7 protein-coding genes are annotated in these 6,570 nt (G+C 71.9%); 5 read left to right on the top strand and 2 right to left on the bottom strand.

Annotation, left to right across the window (positions count from 1 at the left end):
• Window positions 1-114: 114 nt before the first annotated feature.
• Together ACTUAL_RS28805 and ACTUAL_RS28810 are read right to left on the bottom strand one after the other, a co-directional pair.
• Window positions 115-336, bottom strand: coding sequence for a DUF397 domain-containing protein (locus ACTUAL_RS28805; protein WP_440902437.1), 222 nt, complete (start codon window positions 334-336; stop codon window positions 115-117).
• Window positions 329-1,189 (bottom strand): helix-turn-helix domain-containing protein, encoded by an 861-nt coding sequence (locus tag ACTUAL_RS28810; protein WP_440902438.1) that lies wholly within the window; start codon window positions 1,187-1,189, stop codon window positions 329-331. The genes ACTUAL_RS28805 and ACTUAL_RS28810 overlap by 8 nt, the downstream gene beginning before the upstream one ends.
• 286 nt (window positions 1,190-1,475) lie before the next feature.
• On the opposite strand from ACTUAL_RS28810, the gene ACTUAL_RS28815 reads away from it, so the two are divergent.
• The 5 genes from ACTUAL_RS28815 to ACTUAL_RS28835 all read left to right on the top strand — a co-directional run.
• Window positions 1,476-2,870, top strand: a complete 1,395-nt coding sequence (locus tag ACTUAL_RS28815) for a hypothetical protein (RefSeq protein ID WP_440902439.1) — start codon at window positions 1,476-1,478, stop codon at window positions 2,868-2,870.
• A 264-nt stretch (window positions 2,871-3,134) separates the two neighbouring features.
• Window positions 3,135-3,518: a GntR family transcriptional regulator gene (locus tag ACTUAL_RS28820; protein WP_440902440.1), complete on the top strand. Its 384-nt coding sequence runs from the start codon at window positions 3,135-3,137 to the stop codon at window positions 3,516-3,518.
• Window positions 3,515-4,366: an ABC transporter ATP-binding protein gene (locus ACTUAL_RS28825; protein WP_440902441.1), complete on the top strand. Its 852-nt coding sequence runs from the start codon at window positions 3,515-3,517 to the stop codon at window positions 4,364-4,366. Before ACTUAL_RS28820 ends, ACTUAL_RS28825 begins: the two co-directional genes overlap by 4 nt.
• The gene (locus ACTUAL_RS28830) at window positions 4,363-5,376 is read left to right on the top strand and encodes a hypothetical protein (RefSeq protein ID WP_440902442.1); all 1,014 of its coding nucleotides are present in this window, start codon (window positions 4,363-4,365) and stop codon (window positions 5,374-5,376) included. Before ACTUAL_RS28825 ends, ACTUAL_RS28830 begins: the two co-directional genes overlap by 4 nt.
• Before the next feature lie 113 nt (window positions 5,377-5,489).
• The coding region (locus tag ACTUAL_RS28835; RefSeq protein ID WP_440902443.1) for a 5-(carboxyamino)imidazole ribonucleotide synthase at window positions 5,490-6,570 on the top strand (1,081 nt) is incomplete at its 3' end.

Here is a 6,570-nt window from a genome sequence, read left to right on the forward strand (position 1 = left end):
GTTGCCGGGTTGCCGGGTTGCCGGGTTGCCGGGTTGCCGGGTTGCCGGGTTGCCGGGTTGCCGGGTTGCCGGGTTGCCGGGTTGCCGGGTTGCCGGGTTGCCGGGTTGCCGGGTTCAGCCTTTCTGCCTGCTTGTCCGCTCGCTCCTCTCCTCGCTCCTCTCCTCGCTCCTGATCCCGTCGAGGAAGCCGCTGAAGCTGCTCCACCCGAACCTCAACCGTCCTCCGGAGGGGTTCTTGCTGTCGCGGACCGCGGTGGTGTCCGGGGTGATCGACAGCTCGACGCAGTCGGGGTTCGTCGTGCTGCGGCTGGACTTGCGCCACCGCTGGTCAGCCATGCCTGGTGTCCCTCACTTCCCGGATCAGCCGCGCGCTCTCCTCGGGGTCGAGCGCGTGCCGGGCCGCGTCCTCCCAGACGGCGACCAGCGTCTTCTCCGCCTGCGCGTCGTCCACCGCGCGCACGCCCTCGTAGCTCTCGACGTAGACCGACAGCGGCTCGTCGGGTTCGGGGTACTCCAGCAGGTTCAGCGCACCGAAGTGCGACCCGTAGGCGCCCGCGGAGAACGGCAGCACCCGGATGGTGACGTTCTCCCGCTCGCCCACGACCAGCAGGTGCTCCAGCTGCCGCGCCATCAGCTCCCGACCACCCACCACCCGGTGCAGCGCGCCCTCGTCGATGAGCGGCCGGTAGTCCAGCGGGACGGGTGACCGGCTGAGCAGCGCCTGCCGGTCCAACCGCTCGGCCGTCGCCCGCGCCGCCCACCCCTTGCCGCGGGTCAGCGAGGGCGCGCGCCGCCCCAGCTCGTCCGCGTACTCCCCGAGCTGGAGCAGACCGGGGATGAGCATGGGGTCGAGCGCCCGCTCCCGGTGGGCCTCGCCCTCGTCGCGGCGGAAGCGCAGGTAGCCGGGGGAGAGCGCCGAGGCGTGCTCGACCTTGACCGCGTCCTGCGCGGCGCGCTCCCACAGCGAGGTGCCCTCGGCGATCTCTTCGTCGGTGGCCCGCAGGACGGTCATGATCGCGAGGAACGTCGGGTAGTGCGGCAGGTGGATGCCGGACAGCAGCCGGTGCACCGTGTCCTTGGACGTCCGGACCAGCCGCGCGACCTCGGGAGCCGCCACCCCGGCCCGCTCCATGATGGGCCGCACGTGCCTGCCGAGTCTGCGCTTGGCGCGCGTGGTCCCTACCGCCATGCCTCCCACCATAACCACTCTGAGTAACCCGATCGCTACACAAACCACCCATTTGTGACCCCTGCTGATGTGGCCGAAGAATTGTAAGGTCGCCGAGAGAAGCCACTGCGAAAAGCCCTCAAGGCTTCATGGATAAAGCACTAACCCGATCAAACTCGCGCCCCACTGCTACTCCTGTTGTCGCTCCTGTCGCCACTCCTGATTCCAATTCAAAGGAATCGCCAGAACCGGGAAGTACGCCCAGATGCAACCGTTCCCCGATCCGCTGTCAACCGCTCGAAGCCTCATGACCTACGGCGAGGTGGGTGATGCAGCAGCCCTCCTGGGCCACCTGTGGGCCAGCCTCTCCCCGGAGAGCACCACTCACGAGGTCGACCGCTTGCGCACGACCACCATCGAACTGGCCGACCGCTTCCCGCTCGCCCCCGAGGTGTCCGCGGCACTGCACTGCGCGATGCTCACGTACGCCCAGGTAGGCGCGCACGACACGGCCGAGCTGATGGCCGAGCGGATGCTGTCGGTCTGGCGCGCCCGCTGTCAGTCCCGGCTGACCCCCGAGTCGTTGGATGGTCACCTGTTCGCGCTGGACGCCCTGGCCAGCGTCCAACGCACACGCGGGAACACCGCAGGCGTCGCACGCTGCCTGGTCGAACTGATGGAGTGGCAGCGCGCAGCGGGCAACGCCCTGGGCGTCGCCTGGGCGGAACGCGAACTGGGCGTCCTCGCCTACCAAGCGGGCAACTGGACGGACGCGATCACCCGCCTGTCCCGAGCCGAAGCGACCTACAACGAGGCAATCGCCGAAGCCCTCACCACCCCCACTTCCACCTCTACGCCCACCTTCACCTCCACGCCCAATCCCGATTCCGGTCTTGCCGCCACTGCTGCCTCTATCACTGCCTCTACCGCTGCCTCCAATCCCGATGCCGATGCCGATGCCGCGAATGATGCTGATGCTGGGAACGGCCCCAACGTCGGGAGCGATGTCGAGATCGACTCCGGTGTCGATGCCGATGCCAAGAGCGACCTCAATGTCGAGAGCGACCCCGATGCTGGCAACGACCTCGATGCGGGGAACGCCCCCGGTACCGAGGACGGCCCCAATGTCGGGAAGGACCTCGATGCCGCTAACGGCCTCACTGTCGAGGGCAACCCTGGTGCTGAGGGCGACCCCGATGCCGGGAACAGCCCCGGTGTCGGGGGTGGCTCCACTGCTGGGAACGACCCCATTGCCGGGGGCGACCCCAACGCCGGGGGCGACCCCACTGCCGGGGACGACCCCAACGCCGGGAACGACCCCGATGTCGAGGCCAGTTCCAGAGTCAGCGCTGGCCCCGTGTCGGCACCGAGCGCTGCCCCCGACTCCAGCGCAAGCGACAACGCCACCACCAACTCGGAGGTCCTCCCGATCGCCGAGGAGCGCGGCACGTGCCGGGTGCTGCTCGGGCGGGCGCGTTGGCGGCAGGGTGACCTGGACGGTGCGCTGCGGTGCTTTCAGGCGGCGCTGGGGGACCTGCCTGAAGGTGGTGCCGCTGCCGAGGTCGCCCGACTGGTCGTGGCCGCGCGTGCGGGAAGGGCGCTGCCCGAGCCGGACCTCCTGCAGTGGGGCGAGTTCGGCATCTCCGTCTGGGAGCGGGCCCCGGACGCCATCCCCGACCACTGGCTGTCGAACGGCGCCTGACGTCCCGCGCCGCCCCGCCGCTCATCACTCGACCTTCATCGGCCACCTCTCCCTCCATCCGTCCGTCATCGCTGCTCACACGCCCTGCTCCCGCCCCCGCACAACAAAGTCTGACAGCCGGAGCACCCCATCCGCACGCCCTTGGCCAGCCCCCAGATCGGGTGAATTCGCCCCCCATCGCCCCACCCCGCGCGCCACTTGACTCCACCTCAGGTGTACCTGTTATCTAGTGTCTTACAACAGTAGAACACTTGGGAGGTGCCAGTGGAGTTCCGCATAGACCGGACCAGCGGTCTCCCCGCCTACCTCCAACTCGTCCGCCAGGTCCGCGAGGCCCTGCGGATGGGCTGGCTCTCACCGGGAGACCGCCTTCCACCGGTGCGCGAGGTCGTCACCACCAGCGGCGTCAACGCGAACACCGTGCTCAAGGCCTACCGGGAGCTGGAGATGTCGGGACTGGTCGAGGCGCGCCAGGGCTCGGGGACCTACGTGAAAGCCGCCCTGGGCAGCGCGGACCCCGAGGTCATGGGCCCCCTGCGCACCAGGCTGGCGGAGTGGGTCCGCGACGCGCGGGCGGCGGGGTTGGACACCGAGGACGTCGAGGCGCTCGTGCGCTCGGTCCTCGTCGACGAGGGGGAAATCGGATGACGACCGCTGTGAGCAGCGCGGTCCGCGCGTCCGGGCTCGGCAAGAGCTACGGCGGCACGTGGGCCCTGCGCGACTGCTCGTTCGACCTGCCCGCGGGCCGGGTCGCCGCGCTGGTGGGCGCGAACGGCGCGGGCAAGACGACGCTGCTGAGCGTCCTCGCGGGACTGCTCAAGGCCGACGCGGGCAGCGTGGACGCCGGGGGCCGCGTCGCGTTCGTCGCGCAGGACAAACCGCTCTACAAGAGCTTCACCGCCCGCGACGCCCTCACCATGGGTGCCCGGCTGAACACCGCGTGGGACCAGGCCAAGGCCGACGCCTGGCTGGACCGCTTTGAGGTCCCCCGCACCCGCGCCTGCGGCAAGCTCTCCGGCGGCCAGCAGGCCCAGGTGGCGTTCGCGCTGGCACTCGGCTCCTGCCCGGACGTGCTCCTGCTCGACGAGCCGCTGGCCAACCTGGACCCGCTGGCCCGCCGCGAGGTCGCCGCCGCGCTGCTCGACGAGGTCGCCGAGACCGGCACGACCGTCGTGCTGTCCACGCACGTGATCACCGAGCTGACCGGCGTCGCGGACCACCTGCTGCTGCTCTCGAACGGCGGCCTGCTCGCGGACGGCGACGTGGACGGCCTGCTGGCCCGCCACGCCGCGTACACCGGCCCGCGCTCGGACGCGCCACCGGTGCCGGGGCAGGTCGTGGAGGCCAGGCACAGCGCCAACCAGTCCACCTTCCTGGTGCGCCTGCCGGACGGCCCGCGCCCGCCCGTCGCGGACCGGTGGGTGGAACGAGCGGTCACCCTGGAGGACTACGTGCTCGCGCGCCTCGCCGAGAGCAGGAAGGGCGGTGCCGAATGAGCGCCACCACCGACAGCACGACCGGGAAGCGCGCCGCCGACCGACCTGGGGTCCGCACCCGCGCCCGCGTCGGCTGGGGCGACCTCGCCTGGCTCACCTGGCGCCAGCACCGGTGGACCGTACTGGGCACCCTCGCGATCGCCCTGGTCGGCGTCGCCGGGATGCTGCTGGTCCGCGCCGCCTTCCTGGACGAGGCGGCCAACGGCTACCCGGCCCAGGGCTGGGGCGACTACACCGGGCTGGGCCTCACCCTCCCCGGCGGGCTGATGCTCTACGGGACCTTCATCGGCGCCGTGTGGGGTGCGCCGATGCTGGCCTGGGAGTACGACCAGCGCACGAACGTGGTCGCCTGGACCCAGGACCTGCCGGTCGCCCGCTGGCTGGTCGGCAAGGCGGTGCTGCTCGGCGCGGTCGCCGCGCTCATCGGCGCGGTCCTCGGCGGCACGGCGCACCTGATGGCGAACGCGATCAACGACGTCCCGCGCTACGTCTCGGTCAACATGTTCGAGGAGGGCTTCGAGTACCACCCGGCGCTCCAGGCCGCGTACGCGCTGTTCGGCTTCGCGCTCGGCCTCGCGATCGCCGCGCTGGTCCGCCGCACGGTGCTCGCGGTGGGCCTGACCCTGGTCGTCGGCCTGCTCACCAAGGTCGTCGTGGAGCTCTGGCTGCGGGGCCGCTACCAGAGCCCGCACACCACCTTCGCGCCGGTCGGGGAGGACATCCGCCCGCTGGGGCCTGCGAAGGACCAGGCCCTGTACTTCGAAGGCGGCTACGCCAACGCGGACGGGGTGCTGGGGACCGTGCCGCCGCGGTGCTACGGCCCCGAGTCCGCCGACCAGGCGTGGTTCCAGGGGTGCCTGAAGGACAGCGGCCTCACGCACTTCCTGGAGCAGTACCACCCCGCCGAGCGCCTGGGCACGTTCCGGCTGATCGAGGGCGTCCTGTTCCTCGCGCTCGCCGCCGCCCTGTTCGCCTTCGCGCTGCGCCGCGTCAAGAAGGCCGCGGCCTGACCGCGCCGGACCGCCGCGCGACCGGCTGGGCCGAACGCCCGACGCCGGGGACCCCCGCACGCCGCGAGGCGCGTGCGGGGGTCCCCCGTTCGCGCAGCTAGACTCCCCGGTCCGTGGACTCCCGAACCCGTCTTCCCGTCGTCGGCATGGTCGGCGGCGGCCAGCTCGCCAGGATGACCCACCAGGCCGTCATCCCCCTCGGCCAGTCGCTGCGCGTGCTCGCCCAGAGCGAGTCCGACCCGGCGGCGCTGGTCGCCCGCGACGTCGACCTCGGCTCGCACACCGACCTGGAGGCGCTGCGCGGGTTCGCCAAGTCCTGCGACGTCGTCACCTTCGACCACGAGCACGTCCCGCAGGAGCACCTGCGCGCCCTGGTCGCCGAGGGCGTGCGCGTGCACCCCGGCCCGGACGCGCTCGCGCACGCGCAGGACAAGCTCGTCATGCGCGTCAAGCTCGCCGAGCTCGGCCTGCCCGTGCCGCCGTTCGCCGAGGTCACCGAGCCCGCGCACGCGGTCGCGTTCGGCGACGAGCACGGCTGGCCGTGCGTGCTCAAGGCGGTGCGCGGCGGCTACGACGGCCGGGGCGTGTGGATGCTCGACTCCGCCGAGGAGGCCGAGCGCCTGGTCGCCGAGCTGCTGGAGGCGGGCACCCCGCTGATGGTCGAGCAGCGCGTGGCGATGCGCCGCGAGCTGGCCGCGCTCGTCGCGCGCTCCCCGTTCGGCCAGGGCGCGGCGTGGCCGCTGGTGGAGACGGTGCAGAAGGACGGCATCTGCGTCGAGGTGCTCGCGCCCGCGCCGGACGCCGACCGCGCCGCGCAGGCCCAGGACCTGGCGCTGCGCGACGCGGACGATCTGGGCGTGGTCGGGCTGCTCGCCGTCGAGCTGTTCGAGACCGAGGACGGCCTGGTCGTCAACGAGCTGGCGATGCGCCCGCACAACTCCGGGCACTGGACCATCGAGGGCTCCCGCACCTCCCAGTTCGAGCAGCACGTGCGCGCCGTCCTGGACTACCCGCTCGGCTCGACCGACCTGGTCGCGCCCGCCGTCGTGATGGCGAACGTGCTCGGCGCGGCGGACGCGCCCCCGTTCGGCCCCGACGAGCGGCTGCACCACCTGTTCGCCCGGTTCCCCGACGCGCGCGTGCACCCCGGCCCGGACGCGCTCGCGCACGCGCAGGACAAGCTCGTCATGCGCG

The sequence above is a fragment of the Actinosynnema sp. genome, from assembly GCF_052038725.1.